Source organism: Stenotrophomonas sp. FR012 (genome assembly GCF_047520565.2).
Lineage (GTDB): Bacteria > Pseudomonadota > Gammaproteobacteria > Xanthomonadales > Xanthomonadaceae > Stenotrophomonas > Stenotrophomonas sepilia.
This window is the reverse complement of sequence record NZ_JAXBQL020000002.1, coordinates 399,526-417,030: the sequence shown is the minus strand read 5'-3', so window position 1 is coordinate 417,030 and position 17,505 is coordinate 399,526. Positions and strand designations below refer to the sequence as shown.

Genomic DNA, 17,505 nt, shown 5'->3' with positions numbered 1-17,505 from the left:
TCGAGTGTGGTTCGTCACCACATTGTCCTGCGGGCGCTCCTTTGGCACACTGCGCGGCTACTTTTTCAAGGATTGATGCCGTGCAGGAAATGATTCTGCCGTTGAAGCGTTATGCCCAGTTCGAGGGTCGTGCCAACCGTCGCGAGTACTGGATGTTCCAGCTGTTCCTGTTGATCGTCTCCGCCGTGCTGATGGTGCCGCTCATCGCCGGGCTGGTGATGCAGTCCGACGTGCTGGGCATCGCGTCGATCATCCTGTTCGTCGTGTTCTGGCTGGCCACGTTCGTGCCGGTCATCGCCGTCACCGTGCGCCGACTGCACGACTGCAACCAGTCGGGCTGGATGTACCTGCTGGCCTTCGTTCCGTTCGGTGGCCTGGTGATCTTCGTGTTCGCGCTGCTGCCAGGTACACCGCAGGAGAACGTCTACGGCCCGGTGCCTGCGGGGCCGTGAGACTGCGTGAGTCGAGCATGGCTCGACTTCTACAGGGCGGGAAAACGAAGCCGGCGTTTCGCCGGCTTCTTTCTTACTTGATGCTGCAGTCGCCGAAGGAAAGGTAGTCCGTTCCCGAGCTGAACTGCAGCGTGCAGCTTGCGGTGAAAGTCGCGCCTTCTTCCAGCGCGCCCAGCTTGGCCGCCTGGTGCTCGTCGTCGCTGGTCAGCCGGGCCAGGACATTGCCCTGGTCGTCGCCGGCCTCGATCAGCGGCTCGCCCGCCAGGTTGCTGGAGACGCCCAGGGCAACGGCAGTGAATGTCACCGTCTGGTTGAGTTCTTCCATGCCCAGTGACGAATTGCCGGCCTCTTCAAAGGCCTGGTAGAGCGTTGGCAGATCCTGTGCGGCATGGGCGGCCAGCGGTGCAAGCAGGCCGAGGGAAAGGGCGATCAAGGCGGTGCGCTTCAAGGTGTTCTCGCAGTCACGGGATTCATTCCCGTGGATGGTGGTCAGTAGATCCACGCCATGCGTGGATGGGTTTGGCAAAGGACAGGGCGCGGCCGGCGACTCGATTGCCCATCCATCCGCAGCCCTGCGAGGGAAGGGCGCTCCTGCGCCCCGCTGCCCGGCAAAATAGTGGATCCGGTGTTTCCGGCGCAACCGGGAAAATGAATGCATCGCGCGCGTGATACACAGCGTGACGTTTGATCGATGTGATAATCATTCGCGTTTAAGGTAGACTGCGGTCCCCTGAGAACCGGCGGCCTTGGCCGCTCCTGCCGCCACTGATGAAGCTTTTCGTCCTGCCTTCGCGCCGTGGCCCATTGGCCCGCGGCCTGGCTGCCATGATGATGGGTCTACTCCTGGCCACTCCTTACGCCCATGCGCAGCAGCGTAATCCGCTGCAGAAGATCGGCCACACCGTGCTCGACGAGCCGGCGGCCAGCTATCGCTTCGAGCGTTTCGTGGTGGACAGCCCGGACCAGCAGCGCCGTTGGCGGGTGAACCTGGCGATCCCGGCCAAGGCCGGCAAGACCCCATCCCCGGTGCTGTACGCGCTGGATGGCAATGCCGTGGCCATGGTGCTGGACCAGCGGCTGCTGGCCGAGCTGGCTGCGCGCAAGGCACCGCCGGTACTGGTGCTGATCGGCTACGACAACGACCTGCGCATCGATTCCAGGGCGCGTACCCGCGACTACACCGCGTGGATCGACCGTGCCGACGACGAGAGCGGCACGACCCAGGCCGTCGGCGGCGGCGCTGCGGCTTTCCTTGATGTGATCGAGCGCCGCATCAAGCCGGAAGTCGAGCGTCGCGCACGCATCGATACGCAGCAGCAGGCGCTGTGGGGCCATTCGCTGGGCGGGCTATTCGTGCTCAATGCGCTGTACACGCGACCTGCCGCGTTCCAGTCCTATCTGGCAGCCAGTCCGTCGCTGTGGTGGAGCCAGGGCGCGGCGCTGGGTGATCCGGAGCAGCAGTTCGTGCAGAACGTGCACGGCCAGCCGGCCAAGCTCTGGCTGATGCTGGGCGGCGCCGAGCGCGTCGGTGATCGCGGCAAGCGCGATATGAGCAACCCGCGCGTGGTTGCGCACCTGCGCCGGATCAGTGGCGCCACCCCGGATGCGGCGATGCAGTTGTCCGAGCGGCTGGGCAAGGTGCCGGGCCTGAGCGTGCAGTACCGCGAGTTCGACGGCCTCGGCCATGGCCCGATGCTGCCCGCGTCGTTCCATGCCGCGCTGCATGAGTTGTACGGCGTGACCGACCGCAGCGCCGACGATGGCGTGCCCAATGGCGGTGACAGCGCCGCCGAGTGAATCCCTTCGCACGCGCTGCCGTGCGACCCCACTACCCAGGCGAGGCTGCCGGCGTGCAGCGGCCCAGGCAACCGATGAATCCCGCGCCACGTGGCGCGGCCTACGTGTGCAAGGAGCCTGCCATGTCGTTCCGTCCGTCTTTCCGTCTCACCTCTCTCGCCGCCGGCCTTTTGCTCGCGGTGACCGCCACCGCGCAGCCGGTGTTCGATCAGCCGGCCAACGCCACCTTCAAGGGTGAGGTCGTCTCGCGCGGTGAGAACGTGGTTCCCGGCAGCACCGCCGACGTGGTCGGCCGTGGCTTCGTGCCGGGCCAGAAGGTCAGCCTGCTGCGTGGCGACAGCGTGCTCAACACGCAGCCGCTGGTGGTCGATGCCGATGGCAACTTCAAGACCCAGCTGAGCATTCCGGCCGACGCGGTGCCGGGCACCCACCCGGTGGTGGTGCGCGCCAGCCAGCCGGCTGCAGCCACCGTGCTGAAGCTGCGCGTGTCGCCGCAACTGCCGCTGTCCGGCCAGGCGCAGTTCGCCACCCAGTCCAACAAGCTGGTGCCGGGGCTGTATCAGTCCGCTTACAGCGCCGTCAGCAATGCCGTGTTCGTGACCTCGGCGGTGGGCCGTCCGCCGGTAACCCAGTCGCAGTTGCTGAAGCTGGATCCGAAGTCGCTGAAGGTGACCAGGGCGATCACCCCGGCGCAGGTGCCGGGCAGCACCAACGGCGCGGTCTATGCGGTCTACGGTGTGGGCGTGGATGACGCCAATGGCAATGTCTGGGTGACCAATACCCGCCAAAATTCGATTGCGGTCTATCGCCAGAAGGACCTCTCGCTGGTCCACCAGTTCCCTGTCGACACCGTGCCGCATGCGCGCGACGTGGTGGTCGACGGCACCCACGGCAAGGTGTTCGCTTCGGCCACGGGTGAGGACCACCTGTCGGTGTTCGATGCGAAGACGTTCAAGGAACTGCCGCAGGTGACGCTGGAGTCCGGCGTGGATGATGGCAAGTTCACCCCGATGAGCCTGGTGCTGGACGAGAAGGGCGGCAAGCTGTTCACCGTCAGCATCGGCACGCCGGAAGCGGCGGTGATCGATGTGGCCAGCGGCAAGGTCGACAAGGTCATCGACCTGGGCAATTCGATCAGCGCCTCTGGCGTGGCCTTCGACGCAGCACGCAACCGCCTGTACGTGGCCTCGCAGGGCACCGACAACCTGCTGATCGTCGATGTGGCTTCCGGCAAGGTGCTGCATGACGTGCCGGTCGGCGCCAGCGCGCTGAACGTCGCCTTCGATGATGCCTCCGGCCTGGCCTATGTCAGCAACCGTGGCGCCGGTACGATCACGGTGGTGAACGGCGACGGCAAGGTGGTGGCCAACCTCGATGGCGGCACCCTTCCGAACCATGTGCGTGCCGACGGCAAGGGCAACGTGTTTGCGGTGAACAAGTCACGTGGCGCCGAAGATCCGAAGGGTGATCGCATCACCCGCATCACCCCGAAGCAGTAAGTCACAGGGCAGGGCGGCGTGCGCGTCGCCCTGCCAGCAAGGAGAACGTCCATGAACATCGCGTCCCGTCTGCGCCCGTGTGCGCTTCCGTTGGCTGTTTCGCTGGCGCTGGCCGCCTGCAGTGGCTCGTCAACGCCGTCTGATGGCCACAAGACTGCCGAGCCGCCTGCCGCAACAGCTGCTGCCGAAACCGCGTTGCCGGCAGGCTGGCAGCGCGTGGCCGGTGCCGAGATGCCAGCGGTGCATGAACAGAGGGCCGTGCTGCCGGCCAAAGTGCATTCCGATGACGGTGCTGACATTGAAGTGTCCGACACCAGCCGGATCATTGCCGGTGGTGACGACGTCATCGCGGTGATCGAGGCGCTGGGGCTGGGCAAGCAGGTATTCGCTGCGCCAACCAACACCACCACCCAGGCCGGCCTGGCTGCCCCGCACCAGTTCCTGTTCAACCGCACCACGGGCGTGGAAGGCGTGCTGAGCCTGCAGGGCTCGCTGTTCCTCGGCAACAGCCTGCGCCGCCACACCGAGCTGGCGAAAAAGCTGCGCGAGGTGGGCGAGCCGGCGGTGGTCATCGATGACCTGCAGCCGGCGCCGGACAAGGTGCGCAAGGTCGCTGCGGCACTAGGGCTGGCCGAAGCGGGGCAAACACTGGCCACGCAGGTGCAGCGCCAGCTCGACGAGGCTGCAGCGATTGGCAAGGGCCTGGGCCATGCGCCACGACTGATCCACGTATCGGCGACCGGCGCTGGCGGCTCGCCCACCGTTGCGGGTGCCGACAGCGCCTCGGCGCAGCTGATCGCCCTGGCCGGCGGCATCAACATCGGCACCGAGGCCGGGGTGAAGAACTACTCGCAGCTGAGCAACGAGGGCGTGGTCGCGGCGGCACCGGAAGTGATCCTGGTGACCGAGCACGACCTGCAGCTGTTCGGCGGTGCCGATGGCCTGTGGAAGGCGTACCCGACGCTGAAGCAGACCCCGGCCGGGCAGGCCAACCGGGTCTGGGTGATGCCGGATGTGCAGCTGAAGTACACCAGCGTGGGTTCTGGTGCGGGCGCGCTGGCGCTGGCCAAGGCCCTGGCAGCGTTGCCGAAGGCATGAGTCCGGCGGATCGGCGCCGCCGTCGCGGGCGGGCGATGTTGATGATGGCCTTGCTGGCCCTGCTGGGGGCGGTGCTGGCGTCGTTCGCCGTGGGCCCGCTGCGGTTGCCGCCGCTGGAGGTGATGCAGGCGCTGGCGGTGAAGCTGGGCCTGCTTGATCCGCAGGCGGTCAGCAGCCGCGATCTGGCGGTGGTCTGGCAGCTGCGTATTCCGCGTGCCCTGTTGGGCGCGATGGTCGGTGCGTCGTTGGCGATGGCCGGTGCCAGCCTGCAGGGCCTGTTCGGCAATCCGTTGGCCGACCCCGGCATCGTCGGTGTCAGCCAGGGTGCTGCGCTGGGTGCAGTGGCTGCCATTGTTCTCGGCGCTGCCGGTGCCGCCGGTTGGCTGGTGCCGGTTGCCGCCTTCGTCGGTGGCGCCCTGGCCATCGGCCTGACCTATGCGCTGGCGCGGCCGGGCAAGGGCAGTGGCAATGCGACGCTGCTGCTGGTCGGTATCGCGACGGCGGCGTTCTGTTCGGCGCTGATCGGTTTTCTCACCTATATCGCAAGCGAAAGCGAACTGCAGTCGCTGGTGTTCTGGCAGATGGGCTCGCTGGCACGTGCCAACTGGGCCGATGTGGTGGCGGTGGTGCCGCTGTTTGCGATTGGCGTGTTCGCGCTGCAACGGTTGGCAACGCCGCTGGACATGCTGGCGCTGGGCGAGCGCCAGGCCCAGCACCTGGGGCTGGATGTGACCCGCACGCGGCGTCGACTGGTGGCGTTCAGCGCGCTGCTGGTGGGGGCGGCGGTGGCGTTTGCGGGCTCGATCAGCTTCGTTGGCCTGGTGGTGCCGCACGTGGCGCGCCTGCTGGTGGGTCCCGGTCATCGCTGGCTGCTGCCGTTGTCCGGCCTGCTGGGTGCACTGCTGATCGTGGTGGCGGATACGGCCGCGCGCACGCTGGATCCGCCCGCGGAGATTCCGCTGGGCCTGTTCTCGGCCGCGCTGGGTGCGCCGTTCTTCCTCTGGCTGGTGCTGCAGCAGCGCCGCAAGGCGGTGCCATGAGTGTGCTGCTGAAGCTGCACGAGGTGGTGGTGCGCCGCCAGCAACGCGAGATCCTGCACGGCATTTCCTTGGCGTTCGAACCAGGTACGGTGACCGCACTGGTGGGCCCGAACGGTGCGGGCAAGTCCACGCTGTTGGCGGTCGCGGCCGGCGACCTGCGCGCCGATGCGGGGGAGGTGAGCCTGTTGGGCATGCCGTTGGCCAGTTACAAGGCGGGGCCGCTGGCGCGCGAGCGCGCGGTGATGCCGCAGGAGCACGGCGTGCGTTTTGCCTTCAGCGTCGAAGAGGTGGTGTCGATGGGGCGATTGCCGCATCCGCCGGACCCGGTCGCCGATGACGCCCAGGTGGAAGCTGCGATCGATGCCGCTGAACTGCAGGCGTTGCGCCTGCGCGAGGTGCAGCAGCTGTCCGGTGGTGAGTCCGCCCGGACCACGTTCGCGCGCGTGCTGGCACAGGACACGCCATTGCTGCTGCTGGATGAGCCCACTGCTGCGCTGGATCTGCGCCATCAGGAGCGCACGCTGCGCAGTGTGCGTGCCTGTGCCGAAGCCGGTGCGTGCGTGATCGTGGTCCTGCACGACCTCAATCTGGCCGCAGGCTATGCCGACCGCATCGTGTTGCTGGAACAGGGTAGGGTCGCGGCCGATGGCACGCCGTTGCAGGTGCTGACCGAAGACAACCTGCGGCGCGTCTACCAGCAGGATGTGGTGGTGCTGGAGCATCCGCGGCGCGGGGTTCCGCTGGTGGTGGTGACCTGAGCGAAGGTCCACCCGGTTGCTCCGGGTATCATGGCGGCTTCGTCTTCTTCAATGGACTGACGCCATGTTCCGCACCGTTACCCGCAGCGTGCTGCTTGCCGCGATGATTGCTTCCGTTTGCGCAGCCCATGCAGCGTCGACCTCCCAGGTTTCGCTGACCAACGCGGCCGAGAATGCCTCCCTGATCGAAACCCGGCATTCCAGTGGCGACGGTGCCGCAGTGACGTCGATGAAGACGCAGTACTTTGCCAACGAGGAAATGTCGGTGAGCTGGGACGACCAGCAGGTGCTGGTGCTGTGCAGTGAAGCGGCGTACCTGCAGATTCCTGCCGCCAAGCTCAAGGCCGGAGCGTTGACTACCGAGCAGCGGCAGATGATCGTCTATCAGGCACTGATGTCCGGCCTGGGGGCTGTCGCGGGCGTTGTCGGGCCGGCAGGCGAGGTGGTGACCGTGGCGGATGACGGTAGCGAGACCCGCAGTGTTGGCGAGAACAGCTGGGCATACGGTATCGAGCGCTACGACGTGATCAGTCAGCGGCTGCCGGATGGTGCTCTTCGGGTCCGGACCCGTAAGACGGAAACCGTGAATACCACGCCGCCGGCGGGCCCGGACGACACATTCAGCACCGAGGATGATCAGGCGGCACGCCTGTCCGAGCTGGCGCCGGTGGGGAGCTGGATCGAGGTCGTGATTCATGGTGGCCCACGGCTGCCGCACGTGGACCCGGCGATTTCGTTGAAGGGCTGGATGTCGATGGGGGATGACCAGCCTGCAACAGTGGCCGAGGCGCGCAAGCTGCACGGCTGCAAGTGAGGGCTGCCAGGGGTCAGATCCCTTTGCCCCTGGCAAAGGGATCTGACCCCTATCGTTGTCGGCCTCATCGTTCCATTCATGTGCGCAATATTCACTTGCGCGCCAGATTGGCAGGTCTAGAATGCGCCCCATGAACCGGATGCCGCTCCTGAAGTTTTTCACCCTGACCCGCGCAAGCGCGGAACGGGCGTGTCTGCCTGGAGCTCCACAGGGCCGCTGAAGCGGCTATCGCTGGATCATCCACAGAGCGCCCTTCGGGGCGCTCTTTTCGTTTCTGCAGTTTCATTTCCCTAACCCGACGTACCGCAAGGAGAACGTGCCATGCACCAGATCGCCGAGACCGAACGCTAGCCGCGCACCCTGTCGCCAACCGGGGTGCGCGGCCCCCATCGTTGGCTTTGCAGGAACCTATCTCATGAACACCCAAGTCCTTTCCCGCCGTCGCAACCTTGGCATCATTGCCCACATCGACGCCGGCAAGACCACGCTGACCGAACGCCTGCTGTGGAAAAGCGGCGAGATCCATCGCGTCGGCGAAGTGCACGACGGCAATGCAACCACCGACTTCTCGGCGATCGAGCGCGAACGGGGCATCACCATTGGCGCGGCCGCCGTGCAGGCGCAGTGGGCACCGCGTGATCTGCCGCCGCATCGGCTGACCCTGATCGACACCCCCGGCCACATCGACTTCGCCATCGAAGTCGAGCGATCCCTGCGGGTACTCGACGGCGCCGTGGCGGTGTTCTCGGCCGTGGATGGCGTGCAGCCGCAGTCCGAGACGGTGTGGCGCCAGGCGCGTCGCCATCGCGTGCCGCTGATCGCTTTCGTCAACAAGATGGACCGCGTAGGCGCTTCGTTTGAGCGCGTGCTGGAGCAGCTGCAGGACAAGCTGCGCGCGCGGCCGTGGGCGCTGGGCGTGCCGTTGGGCAGCGAAAGCGGCTTCAATGGCTGGGTCGATCTGGTCGATGAGCGCGTGCTGCAGTGGCAGGAGGGCGGCGCAACCACGGTGACCCCGTGGGACGAAGCGGCGCGGGCCCAATGGCAGGCCCAGCGCGATGCGCTGGTCGAAGCTGTGGCCGATCATGACGAAGAACTGGCCGATGCCTGGCTGGAAGGTCGCGTGATCGATGCCGGGGCGCTGCGCGCGGCAATCCGCCGGGCGACGCTGGCGGGTGCAGGCGTGCCTGTGCTGGCCGGTGCTGCGTTCAAGGACAAGGGCATCGAGACGCTGCTGGATGCCGTGGTCGATTACCTGCCGTCGCCGCTGGATCGCCCTGCTGTCAGCGCCGAAAGCGATGAGGGCGAGGTGATGCTGCCGCCGGATCCGGACGGTCCACTGGCAGGCCTGCTGTTCAAGATCACCCACCAGCAGCACGGCGCGTTGAGCTTCGTGCGGCTGTACTCGGGTACCTTGAAGGTGGGCGACGCGGTGGCCAGTTCGCAGCATCCGCAAGGGCGGCGTGTCAGTCGCCTGGTGCGGGTGCAGGCCGACCAGACCCATGACATCGAGCAGGCCGTGGCCGGTGACATTGTCGCGGTACTGGGCTGGAAGGATGCGGTCAGTGGCGAGACGCTGAGCAGCCGTGCGCAGCCGCTGCGGCTGGAGAACATCCAGGCCCAGGCGCCGGTGCTGGCCTGGCGGTTGGAGCCGGCGCGTGCGGCGGACCTGATCCGGATGGCGCAGGGACTGGCCAGCCTGGCCCAGGAAGACCCCTCGTTCCGTGTGGAAACGGACCGGGAAACGGGTGAAACCCTGGTCTGGGGCATGGGCGAGCTGCACTTGGAAGTGATGGTCGAGCGCCTGCGCAGCGAATGGAAGGTCGACGTGGCCGTAGGTGCGCCACGCGTGGCCTACCAGGAGACGCCGATGCGCCCGATGACCGGTATCGTCGGGCGTCTGGTCAAGCAGACCGGTGGCCAGGGCCAGTTCGCGCACGTGGTGCTGGATGTGGCGCCGCGCGACGACGATCTTGTCGTGTTCAACGACCGCATCGTCGGTGGCGTGGTGCCGCGCAGCTTCATCGCGGCGGTGGAAAAGGGCGTGCGTGCTGCGCTGTCGGAAGGTCCGCAGGGTCATCCGGTGGTCGGCATCGAGGTCAGTCTTGTCGATGGCCAGACCCATGCCAAGGACTCTTCGGAGATGGCATTCCATCGCGCAGGCGCCGAGGCGATCAAGGCGGCGCTGGCCGAGGGTGGCACGCAGCTGCTGGAGCCGGTGATGGCGGTGACGGTGCATTCGCCGTCGGCGTCGGTGGGTGATGTGGTCGGCGACCTCAACCGGCGCCATGGCCGCATCGCCCGCATCGAGGACCAGGACGGTCGTGCCGAGGTCAGTGGTTTCGCGCCACTGGCGCAGTTGGTGGGTTACACCACCTCGCTGCGTTCGCTCAGCCAGGGGCGGGCCAGCAGTGAGGCGCACCTGCACGGCTATGAGCCAGTACGCGCGGCATAGGCAAGGTGAGGGGAGCCCGTTCGCGGGCTCCCATTTTTTTTGTCCGGGTTTCCGTATCCACGCATGGCGTGGATCTACCGGGTGACCGGGTCGCGAGCTCTGCAGTAGATCCACGCCATGCGTGGATGAGGCCGCATCGGTGCGCGAACGTTTGCATTGCGCTGCAACAAATTCGCAGAAAAAGCTGGATTAAAGTGATGCCTCACGATAAATTGCGCACCCCCCGTTGCTCGCCGCCGCCCGCACCCCTCTCATGCGTGATGACAAAGACCCCGGAACCCTGGAGCTGACCCTGCCGCGCAAGCGCGGTCGTCCGCCCAAGTTCGGGTACGCGATGAGCGATGCGCAGCGGGCGGCGCGCTATCGTGCGCGCAGGGCAGGGCAGGCCAACCATGCCGACGTGCGTTCCTGCAGTGACATGGTGCTGCTGGACAAGATCCGTGCGGCGGTCAGTGCCCGCGACACCGAGCTGGCCGGTTTCCTGGTCCACGTACTCTGGCAGCGCTACCCCCTGCAGCTGAAATAGTTCGCCGGTGGGGTGGCCGTTGTCATCGAGCTTGTTGATAATGCGGGATTCAGGTTGTTCCCGCTGGCGCGCCCGGGATGGCAGGCGCGCATGATCGAACGGTTCCCAACATGACCACCACCAGCGACACCACCACCGAAGCGGCGCCGAGCGGCGCCCCCCTGTTCTATACCCGCCCGGTGCCGCTGCAGGCCGATGTGCATGCCGATCTGCGCATCCTGCCGGGCAAGCTCGAGTTCGCCGCCGGCAACAATGCCATTCCGCTGGTGCTGGGGGAGTTCTCGCTGGCCCTGCACCACTTCCCGATCCTGTTTGCCGGCCCGAGCGCGGTTCCGATGGCTGCCGTGGGCGTGTCCGACCAGAACCTGTTCATCAAGGATGGCCTGTGGGAAGACGAGGCCTATATTCCCGCCTACCTGCGCCGCCACCCCTTCATCTTCATCGACACCGGTGCGGAGAATGATTTCCTGCTGGGCATCGACGAAAAGAGCCCACGCGTGGTCAAGGGTGGCGAAGAAGGCCAACCGCTGTTCGTTGATGGCAAGGCCACCGAGATGGTGCAGCAGGCCCTGGAATTCTGCGGCCAGTACACCCGCGAACACGAACAGACCCAGGCCTTCTCCAAGGCCCTGGTCGACAACGGCCTGCTGGTGGAGCGCAACGCCACCGTGCGTATCCCGGATGGCCGGGAGTTCAACCTCAACGGTTTCCTGGTCGTGGACGTCGAGAAGTTCGTCGCGCTGCCGGAAGCAACCGTGGTCGAGTGGCACCGCAGTGGCTGGCTGGCACTGATCCACCAGCACCTGATGTCGCTGGGTCGCTTCAATGACCTGACCCGTCGCCAGGTCGAGCGTCTGGCCGCGTGATCAAGGGGGTGGGCAGGGTTCCCGCGACGCGGGCGCCCTGTCCGGCCTGCAGTACGCCCAGCAGGCGACGTGCGTCGGTCCAGTCCGGCGTGGCGTCCTGCGCCAGATCGACCAGCTCGGCCGCGATGGCGGCGTGCTCGCATTGACCCAGCATCTGTAGCGCGCCCTGCAATCGGTGCGCGTGATGACCGAGCGCCGATGCGTCTGCATGATCGACAATCCGCTCGATCCTGCCGAGTTCATCGCAGATGTCGGCGCTGTAGGCCGCGTCCATTTCAGTCACCTGCTCAAGTGCGTCCACGCTCTCCGGCGCCGGAATGCCCAGCGCAGCGAGCAGTTCGGCGGCGCGCAGCGGCTTGGCCAGCACCGCGTCGAAACCCGAGCGGCGGCAGCGTGCGTGGTGACGTCGCCCGCTGCGGGCAGACAAGGCGATCAGACGGACCGGATGCCCGCTGCGGGCGCGCAGTTCGCGTGCCAATGCGTAGCCATCGATGCCACGCAGCCCAATGTCGATCAGCGCGGCAGGGCGGGGGTGGCGTATCTGTTCGGCCAGCGCGCTGGCCGCGTCTTCCAGGGCACATACCTCGGCGCCCCAGCGCCGCAACTGTTCGGCAATGACGTGGCGATTGAGTGCGTGGTCCTCCACCAGCAGCAGTTGCAGCCCGGCCAGTGGCGTGCCCTCCACGGGCATGTCCCGGACACTCTCGGCAGAGTCAGCAGCGCATACCGGCAGGCGCAGGATGAAGCGGCTGCCGCGACCGAGGACGCTGTGCACGGTCAGATCGCCCCCCATCGCACGTGCCAGCTCGCGTGCAATGGAAAGCCCGAGGCCACTACCGCCACGCTGATGCCCACCGCTGCCTTGATGGAAAGGCTGGAACAGTTCGGCTACCTGTGCGGGCGCGATCCCGATCCCGCTGTCGATCACCTCCATCAGCAGCTCCTGCGGCCGCGCTGCTGGAAGCAGTCGCAGGCGCAGCTCGATGCCGCCGATATCACTGAACTTCACCGCATTGGCCAGCAGATTGCTGGCAATCTGGCGTAGCGCATCAATGTCCACCAGAATGATCGGCAAAGGTTCGGCCGGGGCATCAAGATGCAGTTGCAGCCCTTTCCGTTGCGCCTGTGGCCGAATGGCCTCCAGTGCCTGCCGGCAAAGCCGGGCCGCATCACAGGCTTGTGCATGCGGCCTGAAAGCGCCGCTGGCGAGACGGGAAAAATCCAGTGCGCGATTCAACAGGCCGCGCAGGGATTGGCTGGCGCTGCTGGCAGCGGCGAGCAGATCGCGCTCGCCTTTCGGCAGTGTCGATTGTCCGAGCAGCTCGATCGATGCCAGTACCGCCTGTGCCGAATTGCGCATCTCGTGACTGATCATCCCGATGGCCTGCGCGCTGCGGCGGTGGCCCTGTACCCGCAGGTGACGGGTCATGGGCCACAGCAGCAGGGCGACCAGCAGAGGGGCCAGCAACAGCCAGCCGCGCGGGGGCGAGGCCTGCATCCAGTCCAGTGCGTTTCCCGCCGCTGCTGGCAGGGTCTGGCCTGCCCACAGGTGGAGCAGGCTCGCATGCTCCTCCAGTGTGATCTCCCGCAATGCCTGTCCGATGCGTTCAAGCAGCTGCTGGTCTTCCTGGCGGACGAGCAGGTAGAGGTCGGTGGAGAAGTCGCTGTCGAATGGCTGCAGGCGCAGGCTGCCGTTGAAATGGCGTCGAACCAGCGGGCGCAGCGTGGATTCCAGGCCAATCGCCACGTCGGCCACGCCGGATTGCACTGCCGCCAATGCTGCGTACCGATCAGGCAGGGGCTGCAGCCGGATCTGAGGGTGATGCGCGCGCAGCCAGCCGGCGTAGGGCCCGCCTTCAACCACGGCTACGACCCGGCCGTCGAGCTCGCGTATCTCCCGTGGCAGCCATTCGCCGGCGCGCCCTGCCAGCAGGGTGGCGCCACCCCGGAAGCGGCTGGACGCGGCGAGGTCGGGGCAGGGCAGCTTCTGGTGTCTCGCGCCGCCAAACACCATGACCAGGTCGGCCTCGTGATGACATACAGCGAGGATTGATGCGGCGGTCGTCGGATAGGGGTGTTCCAGGAAGCTGAGTTGGGCGTGACGCGCCACCAGGTTGGCGTAGCCATGGGCGAGCGTCGGCGGTGATGACGGATCGGCTATCGCCGCGGGCACGGGGCGTAGGGACGGAGCGGTGGAGACCCGCACGCTGCTGCCCGGCAGCCAGCGTGGTGACCGGATATCTTCCGCCGACGCGGCGGGAAGGAGAAGCAGTACCAGCAACCCCCGGATCAGCAGGCACGGACGCAATGGCGCATGGCGCCTCACGGCGACTCCAACCGTTCACGCAGCGCATAGATCTCCACATCGCTGCGCAATCCCAGCTTGCGCAGCACCGCGACCTTCTGTGTGCTGACGGTCTTGATGCTGCGGTGCCGGCGCAGCGCGATCTCCGATACGGTCAGGCCTTCCAGCAGCAGCTCCAGTACCTCCCGCTCGTTGCGGCTGAGCTCGCCACGATCGCCGGCCAGCCTGACGTCCGGCGGAATCCGGATCAGGCCTTGGAAGACGCGCACGATGGCGTCGGACAATGCCGCAAGGGGTTCGGCCTTGCTGACGAACCCACCGAGTCCGGCATCGATCAGGCTGTTGAGATTCGTGGTGGGAGAGAGCGTGGCGAAGGCCAGCATTGGTGTGCGCGGGAATTCGCGACAGAGCAGCGTAACGAGCTCGATGCCGCCCAGGTCGCCACGGGCGAGCGTGAGGTCGATGATGGCCACATCCACGGGCAAGCGGTGCAGGCTGTCGATCAGCGCACTGCTGCAACCATGGCTGGCGACGATGTCGAACCGGAGATCGCCTGACAGGTGCAGGGCGGTGCCGCGACGGACGACTTCATGGTCGTCCAGGAGCGCCAGTCGAAGCCGGCGCGGTGCAGGAAATCCATTCATGCGCGGGAGGTGGTCAGCGCCCGTGGGCGTGGCCGCCATTCTGGCGCCGCTGTCGCGTCGAACATCGAATTTGTTGCGTTTTTACGACTATTCCTAAAGATCGATGGATGAGCTCCATCGATAAGAGCTGATCCATGGGCTGGACGTATCGTCAGGTTGAAAGCCGTGTGGACGCAGTGTCCTGGTGCGCTCTCGCTGGGTACAGCTGGCCTGGGTTGCAGGGCTGCCGGCACCCTTCGAGGGGGGTATTAATGTGACGCGTCACGCTGAAGTGCCTGGTCACCCGCGAGCCGAGTGGTGGGCGGTTGGCGATCTATCGCACCGACTGAGGTACGCGCCTGAGCCTGCCGGTGTCGTAGCCCATGGCCGCGATGCGCTCCACGGCGTGCTGGTAGTCGCTGTCCGATACGTGCGGGGTACGTGCCATGTACCAGACATAGTCGCGCTTGCTGCGTGCGACGATGGTCTGGCCATAGTCGTCGTCCAGCCAGGCAATCACATACTCGGCCTGGATCGGCCAGATGAACTGCATGCCCCAGATCGCGCCATTGCCGTTCTTCTCGACCCGTCCAACCGGGTGCATGGACTTCTGCGGGGCGTCGAAACTGCCCTTGCGATAGGTGAAGGTCGTCTGGATGCGCCCGTCCGGCCGCAGCGCATAGCTCTCCACCGCGTCGAAGGCCTCGCGCTCCGGCCATGAGGGTATGTGGGCGATCACATACCAGTCGCCCATGAAGCGCGGCACGTCCACCGAGGGCGGGCGGGGCAGGGGACGGGTATCGCTGGAGCTGCAGCCGGAACCGAACAGGCTCAAGGCCAGCAGGGGAAGCAGGGAGCGCATGCGCATGTCACACCTCAACGGGGACGGAACAGATAGTGGGCAACCAGCCACTGCTGGCCATCGTCGTAGCCGAACAGCTCGGCGCAGGCCATCCAGAACATGCGCCAGCGCTGCCACCAGATCTTCGCCGCCGCTTGGCCGTAGGTTGCGACCAGTACCGGCATCACCGCCTCGCGGGCCGCATCCTGGTTGGCCAGCCAATGGTCGGCGGTGCGCTGGTAGTGGGTGCCGTCCAGCAGCCAGCGCTGATCGAGTCGCAGGTCGCGCTGGAAATGCAGCAGCGTGTCGGCGGCCGGCATCAGGCCGCCGGTGAAGAAATGGCGCCCCATCCAGTTGTCGCCGCCCTCGGTCTCGAACGGGTACATCAGCGTGCGATGGGCGAAGATGTGCACGAACAGCGCGCCGTCGGGCTTCAGCCACTGCGCGATGTGCGCCAGCAGTCGCTGGTAGTTGCGCACATGTTCGAACATTTCCACCGAGACACAGCGATCGAAGCGTGCCGTGGGCAGCTCAAGCTGGTTGACGTCGCAGGTCAGCACCTCGACGTTGTGCAGGCCCCTGGCCTGGCACTGCGCCATGATGTGCTGGCGTTGGCTGTGCGAGTTGGACACCGCAGTGATGTTGGCCTGCCGATAGCGTTCGGCCATCCACAGGGTCAGCGAACCCCAGCCACAGCCCAGTTCGAGAATCTGCTGGCCGTCGGCAAGTCCGGCGCGCTGGCCATACAGTTCCAGCATCGCTTCCTCAGCCTGGTCCAGCGTTTCGCGCCCGGTAGGGTAGTAGCAGCTGCTGTACTTCAGCCGCTTGCCCAGGCAGGCCTGGAAGAATGCCGCGGGAACTTCGTAGTGCTGGCGGTTGGCCGCGTCGGTATGCAATGCGAGCGGACTGTCGGTCAGTTCTGCGATGCAACGGCTGAAGCGCGCGGACTGTGCCTCGATACCCCCCGCCGATTCCTCGTGCAGGCGTTGCGCGCACAGGCGCCGGATGCCTGCACGCAGCGCCGCATCGGGAACCAGCCCGCGTTCGGCCCAGGCGATCAGCCCGGTTTCCGCATCTTCAGCCGGATTCAGTGACGGGATCGCGCTCATGCGGAATGCTCCTTGGAAGAACGGGGGAACCAGGGAAAGAACATCGGCGTGCTGCGCTGGTAGGCACGGTAGTCGTCGCCGCGGCTGCGCAACGCCTGCTTCTCGGTGAAGGGGATGCCGCTGAGATAGCGCAGGAACAGATACATCAGCAGCGGCCCGGCCCACGCCAGCCACCACAGGGGGGAACCGACGGCGAGCAGCACATAGGTGAACCAGTGCAGCCACTCGAAGAAGTAGTTGGGGTGGCGTGAATAACGCCAGAGCCCCTCGCGGCAAGTGCGGCCCTTGTTCGCCGGGTCGGCACGGAAACGTGCGAGCTGGCGGTCGGCCAGGCTCTCGCCGCCGACGCTCAACAGCCAGGCCAGTGCTGCGGCGACTGTCCACGGTGTCAGGCCGGCATGGGAATTGGCTGCCACCGCAACGAAGGGCAGAGCGAACAGCACGACCAGCAGCGCCTGCGCCATGAAGAAGCCAAAGATCTTGCCCTGGTGGCTCTGCCAGTGTTCGCGCAGATAACGGTAGCGCCCGTCTTCGGGTTCACTACGGACCCGGCGCCACAGGTGCAGAGCCAACCGGCTGCCCCACAGGCCGCCGAGCAGGCCCAACGCAACCCGAGGCAACATCGCGCCATCGCCGAGCAGCGCCAGCAGCAGGGCCGAGGCACCCACGCCCTTGGCCCAGAGCACGTCGACAACGCCGATGTTCTGGTGGCGGCGCTGCCAGGCCCAGCCCCAGCTCATCACCAGCACGGCATACAGCAGTACCCACAGCAGATTGATCATGACGATGCTCCGGCCAGGGAGGGCGGGGTGGTGCGAGAGCCGCGACGAGCGGTGACGCACAGCAGCGAAAGCGCGATGCTCCAGCCCGCACCCAACACCAGCAGGCCCTGCCACGTGGGTGCGGCGAAACGGACCGCATCGAAACCGCGCGCTGCGGAGAGATAGGCCAGCGGTGCCAACAGCAGGCCGAACAGAGCCGGCAAGGCCGGGTGGCGCAGCAGGAAGCGCATCGAGGTGGTCAGCGTCATCGCGAACGCGGCCCACAGCGCCATGATCCAGGGGGGCGGCACCCAGCCCAGCGGGGCGGCGGCGTAGCGCACGGTGCCGCTGGCGGCGGCGCTGGCATCGACCAGCCATGCGCAGGCCAGTGCCAACACCATCAACCGAAGGTCCAGCCGTGGTTGCGGCGACGTCAGCAGCTGGCTGCCGATGTAGAGAGAGGCTGCCAGCAACGCCGGCCACTGCCAGCCGCGCCCGGCGCCGGCTACGGCGCACAGCCAGACCAGCTGGTTGCCAAGCAGATTGGGCCAGAACCTGCGCATC

The 17,505-nt window shown here is 66.5% G+C and carries 17 protein-coding genes; 10 read left to right on the top strand and 7 right to left on the bottom strand.

The genetic code is table 11. The features are described from left to right. Positions 1-80 precede the first annotated feature (80 nt). Positions 81-452, top strand: coding sequence for a DUF805 domain-containing protein (locus ACM0O9_RS06070; RefSeq protein ID WP_026346975.1), 372 nt, complete (start codon positions 81-83; stop codon positions 450-452). A 73-nt stretch (positions 453-525) separates the two neighbouring features. Here ACM0O9_RS06070 and ACM0O9_RS06065 read toward each other — a convergent pair whose 3' ends face one another. Continuing rightward, positions 526-900, bottom strand: coding sequence for a hypothetical protein (locus ACM0O9_RS06065; protein WP_005416493.1), 375 nt, complete (start codon positions 898-900; stop codon positions 526-528). A gap of 320 nt (positions 901-1,220) precedes the next feature. Between ACM0O9_RS06065 and ACM0O9_RS06060 the strand changes: the two genes are divergently transcribed. The 9 genes from ACM0O9_RS06060 (at position 1,221) to ACM0O9_RS06020 (ending at position 11,302) form a co-directional block, all read left to right on the top strand. Continuing rightward, positions 1,221-2,249 (top strand): alpha/beta hydrolase, encoded by a 1,029-nt coding sequence (locus tag ACM0O9_RS06060; protein ID WP_235649577.1) that lies wholly within the window; start codon positions 1,221-1,223, stop codon positions 2,247-2,249. Positions 2,250-2,371: 122 nt separating this feature from the next. Further along, on the top strand, positions 2,372-3,748 hold the full coding sequence (locus ACM0O9_RS06055; RefSeq protein ID WP_414603702.1) for a YncE family protein: 1,377 nt from the start codon (positions 2,372-2,374) through the stop codon (positions 3,746-3,748). A gap of 51 nt (positions 3,749-3,799) precedes the next feature. Further along, on the top strand, positions 3,800-4,846 hold the full coding sequence (locus ACM0O9_RS06050; RefSeq protein WP_065178574.1) for a heme/hemin ABC transporter substrate-binding protein: 1,047 nt from the start codon (positions 3,800-3,802) through the stop codon (positions 4,844-4,846). Continuing rightward, on the top strand, positions 4,843-5,886 hold the full coding sequence (locus ACM0O9_RS06045) for a FecCD family ABC transporter permease (protein ID WP_235649579.1): 1,044 nt from the start codon (positions 4,843-4,845) through the stop codon (positions 5,884-5,886). The genes ACM0O9_RS06050 and ACM0O9_RS06045 overlap by 4 nt, the downstream gene beginning before the upstream one ends. Continuing rightward, entirely contained in the window at positions 5,883-6,644 is a 762-nt protein-coding gene (locus tag ACM0O9_RS06040) for a heme ABC transporter ATP-binding protein (protein ID WP_414603704.1), read from the top strand. The genes ACM0O9_RS06045 and ACM0O9_RS06040 overlap by 4 nt, the downstream gene beginning before the upstream one ends. Positions 6,645-6,708: 64 nt before the next feature. Continuing rightward, positions 6,709-7,458 (top strand): hypothetical protein, encoded by a 750-nt coding sequence (locus ACM0O9_RS06035; RefSeq protein ID WP_065178577.1) that lies wholly within the window; start codon positions 6,709-6,711, stop codon positions 7,456-7,458. Between the two features lie 415 nt (positions 7,459-7,873). Beyond that, the gene (fusA, locus tag ACM0O9_RS06030) at positions 7,874-9,910 is read left to right on the top strand and encodes an elongation factor G (RefSeq protein WP_414603705.1); all 2,037 of its coding nucleotides are present in this window, start codon (positions 7,874-7,876) and stop codon (positions 9,908-9,910) included. A 253-nt stretch (positions 9,911-10,163) separates the two neighbouring features. Continuing rightward, on the top strand, positions 10,164-10,436 hold the full coding sequence (locus tag ACM0O9_RS06025) for a hypothetical protein (protein WP_005409616.1): 273 nt from the start codon (positions 10,164-10,166) through the stop codon (positions 10,434-10,436). A 110-nt stretch (positions 10,437-10,546) separates the two neighbouring features. Beyond that, positions 10,547-11,302, top strand: coding sequence for a SapC family protein (locus ACM0O9_RS06020; RefSeq protein ID WP_334271232.1), 756 nt, complete (start codon positions 10,547-10,549; stop codon positions 11,300-11,302). Here the strand turns inward: ACM0O9_RS06020 and ACM0O9_RS06015 are convergent. The 6 genes from ACM0O9_RS06015 to ACM0O9_RS05990 form a co-directional block, all read right to left on the bottom strand. Then, on the bottom strand, positions 11,259-13,070 hold the full coding sequence (locus ACM0O9_RS06015) for an ATP-binding protein (protein WP_414603764.1): 1,812 nt from the start codon (positions 13,068-13,070) through the stop codon (positions 11,259-11,261). The genes ACM0O9_RS06020 and ACM0O9_RS06015 overlap by 44 nt on opposite strands. Before the next feature lie 554 nt (positions 13,071-13,624). Continuing rightward, entirely contained in the window at positions 13,625-14,251 is a 627-nt protein-coding gene (locus ACM0O9_RS06010) for a response regulator transcription factor (RefSeq protein WP_072166996.1), read from the bottom strand. 313 nt (positions 14,252-14,564) lie between these two features. Further along, the gene (locus tag ACM0O9_RS06005) at positions 14,565-15,098 is read right to left on the bottom strand and encodes a lipocalin family protein (RefSeq protein WP_072166997.1); all 534 of its coding nucleotides are present in this window, start codon (positions 15,096-15,098) and stop codon (positions 14,565-14,567) included. Between the two features lie 8 nt (positions 15,099-15,106). Next, positions 15,107-16,180, bottom strand: a complete 1,074-nt coding sequence (locus ACM0O9_RS06000; RefSeq protein WP_072166998.1) for an SAM-dependent methyltransferase — start codon at positions 16,178-16,180, stop codon at positions 15,107-15,109. Continuing rightward, entirely contained in the window at positions 16,177-16,962 is a 786-nt protein-coding gene (locus ACM0O9_RS05995) for a DUF1295 domain-containing protein (protein ID WP_414603707.1), read from the bottom strand. The genes ACM0O9_RS06000 and ACM0O9_RS05995 overlap by 4 nt, the downstream gene beginning before the upstream one ends. Beyond that, positions 16,959-17,504 carry a DUF2878 domain-containing protein gene (locus ACM0O9_RS05990; protein ID WP_088497489.1) on the bottom strand — a complete coding sequence of 182 codons (546 nt, stop codon included), beginning with the start codon at positions 17,502-17,504 and terminating at the stop codon, positions 16,959-16,961. Before ACM0O9_RS05990 ends, ACM0O9_RS05995 begins: the two co-directional genes overlap by 4 nt. Position 17,505: the final 1 nt, after the last annotated feature.